Annotated in this window: 2 protein-coding genes; one reads left to right on the top strand and one right to left on the bottom strand. The window is 69.5% G+C overall.

Going from position 1 to position 1,957, the window contains the following annotated elements; all coding sequences use genetic code 11:
* Nucleotides 1-91: 91 nt before the first annotated feature.
* The gene (locus ACRDU5_RS22700; protein WP_526617242.1) at nt 92-1,681 is read right to left on the bottom strand and encodes an IS1634 family transposase; all 1,590 of its coding nucleotides are present in this window, start codon (nt 1,679-1,681) and stop codon (nt 92-94) included.
* 31 nt (nt 1,682-1,712) lie between these two features.
* Here ACRDU5_RS22700 and ACRDU5_RS22695 point away from each other — a divergent pair.
* Nucleotides 1,713-1,957 (top strand): hypothetical protein (locus ACRDU5_RS22695; protein WP_526617241.1); only part of this gene is annotated, 245 nt, incomplete at its 3' end.

Genomic DNA, 1,957 nt, shown 5'->3' with positions numbered 1-1,957 from the left:
CGCTTGCCACGCCGCCTCGCGCCGGCCTGCGCCGGCCTGCGCCGGCCTGCGCCAATGCGGGTTTCGGGACGTTGAACCCGACTTGGGCCATTTAGTGCGTGCCGTGGATGGTGTCGAGCGCGGCTTGGAGGTCGTCGGGCACCGGGTCGGCGGCGGTGAGGGTGTGTTCGCCGGCCTGGATCTGCATGGTGCGGTAGCGGCGGGCGGTGGTGACGAAGCGCTTGATTGACCAGCTGGTGCGGTTCTCGATCCAGCGGGAGACGGCGAGGGCGGCGAAGACGATGGTCAGGTGCGCTTCGATCGATTCGCGGGTGTGGTGGTAGAACGGCCGGGCAGCGAGGTCGGACTTGCTCATCCGGAAGGACTTCTCGACCTGCAGCAGGCGACTGTAGGCACCGATGACCTGCTGGGGTTCGGGGTCGGGGAGGTTGGTGACGTAGCCCTTGATCCCCGCCAGTGCGCGGTTCTTGGCCTCCAACGTCCGGTTCACGCTCTTACTCGCCCCGGCCAGCTGCACGTAGCGGTTGCGCTTGACCGGCACCTTCCCGGCGACGGCGTTCTCGGCCTTGGTGATCTGCTGGTCGATCCCGCGCAGGGTGCGGCGGGCCCGATCGGCTCGGTACTGGTAGATGAAGGTGTGATCGCGGCGCTTGTCGGTCGGCCCGGCGGGCCAGGGCTGGATGAAGATCTGCCCATCGTCGATGTCGGTGTCCGGGTGGGCCTTGCGCCAGTCGGCCACGACGTAGGGCACGTCGGGGATGCGGGCGCCGAGGATGAAGGACAACCCGGCGGCCTCGATGGCCTTCTTGTTGGCGTCGGAGACCATCCCGGCGTCGGCCACGACCGTGACGTCGGGCAGGTCGTGTGCGTCGAGGAAGGCGGCCAGGACCGGCACCATGGTGGTGGTCTCGGCCCGGTTGCCCTCGAACGCGTGCACCATCAGCGGGAAGCCCGCCCCATCGGTGAGTAAGCCGACGGTGATCTGCGGCTCCAGGCGGCGTTCCTTGGAGAATCCCGGCTCGCGGAACCCATCACCGGCATCGGCCTCGAAGTACAGCGTCGTCACGTCATAGAGCAGCAACGTCGCCGGCCCCAGGCGCACGTGATCGGCGCAGGCCCGGGCCAGCCGGGCCCGCCACCGGCCACCCGCAGGATCGACAGCAACGGCCTGCGCCGCGGAGTCCCCAGCCTCGGCCTCGGCGCCAACACGGCCATCCCCGCCCTCGCCGGCGTCGGCGTAGACGCGCAGCCGCCGCTTGACCGTCCGGTAGGACGGCGCTGTGAGCCCCACCTCTTCCAGCACCCGCAGGGAGTCCAGCTTGCTGGTCGGCTCGATGATCCTGGCCAGCACCAGCGACCTGAACACCTCATCCCGCCCGGTCGCTGCTGCGAACCCCAGCACGTTGTATCCGCAGGTCAGCGCGTCCAGCAGGTGCCCCATCCGCGAGGACGTGATCGGCAACGCCGCGCCCTGGTTGGCCGGGCTATCCGGCAGACGCAGGTCCAGCTCGCCCTGCCCCGCGGCCAGCAGCTGCCGCGCCACCGCCTTGAGCAGTTCCAAGTCCGCACCGGTATGCGCCGACCCGATGTGCTCGATGTTGCGCGACCCCCGGTGCTGGGAGTGCACGATCTGCACCGCCCGCGCACCCGACGCCGTCTTCACCGTCCGCACATACGCCACGGCCGACACCATAGAACCGCCCAATTAGTGCGTGCCCACCGAACCAACACCCCAGGTCACAGACCCAACAACCCCCGAATCAGCGGAACGTGGCCCAAGTCGGGTCACCCGCACCATCAAAGTCTCCGACGCCCCCGCCTGGGTCGCGTTCCCCGGCGCGGCGCAAGTCGCCCAACTGCGCCGGACCGTGACCAAGAAGGGGAACAAGACCGTCGAGGTCGTCTACCTGATCACCTCCGCCGGCCGCCACAGCGCGCCCCCGGCGACCCTCGCCGC

Origin of the sequence: Mycobacterium sp. (assembly GCF_050701515.1) — a bacterium.
GTDB lineage: Bacteria > Actinomycetota > Actinomycetes > Mycobacteriales > Mycobacteriaceae > Mycobacterium.
This window is presented reverse-complemented; position numbering and strand designations above follow the sequence as displayed.